The sequence below is a fragment of the Pseudoflavonifractor phocaeensis genome (genome assembly GCF_016901735.1).
GTDB lineage: Bacteria > Bacillota > Clostridia > Oscillospirales > Oscillospiraceae > Pseudoflavonifractor_A.
Genome location: NZ_JACLZC010000185.1, coordinates 1 through 591, shown reverse-complemented (window position 1 = coordinate 591; position 591 = coordinate 1). Strand labels below are relative to the sequence as shown.

Below are 591 nucleotides of genomic sequence, written 5' to 3'. Positions count from 1 at the left end.
AGGTGGTGAGAGAGATGCTGGAGCGCGGGAAAATGGACCGCAATGTGATCGAGATGGTTGGAATAGACAGCCTGGTGCCGGAGGAACATCTGCTGCGGAAGATAGACAAAGCAGTGGATTTCAGCAGGCTGTACGAAATGGTGGAGCCGCTGTACAGTGAGGACAATGGCCGGCCCAGTGTAGACCCGGTGGTGCTGTTCAAAATGGTATTGATCCAGCATCTCTACGGATTGTCGTCCCTGCGGCGGACAGCAGAGGAAGTAAGCGGCAGTATTTATTACCGCTGGTTTTTGGGGTATACGTTACAGGAAGAAACACCTCACTTTTCTACGGTAAGCTATAATTTCCGGCACCGTTTTACCGAGGAGACGGTAGACCAGGTGTTCCGTTGGATTCTGGAGGAGGTGGCGGAGGCGGGGTACCTTTCTCCCAAGGCAGTATTTATAGACGGCACCCACATCAAAGCCAACGCCAACACCAAAAAGCAGGTGAAGGTTCAGATCCCGGCTGCATCCAGGCACTATGCCAGGGAACTGATGGAAGAGGTAAACGCAGACCGCCAGGCCCATGGAAAGAAGCCCTTTGACGATG

At 53.3% G+C, this 591-nt stretch carries 1 protein-coding gene; it reads left to right on the top strand.

What is annotated here, in order from left to right; translation table 11 throughout:
* Positions 1–14: 14 nt before the first annotated feature.
* Positions 15–591 (top strand): transposase (locus H7U37_RS15175; RefSeq protein WP_204876994.1); only part of this gene is annotated, 577 nt, incomplete at its 3' end.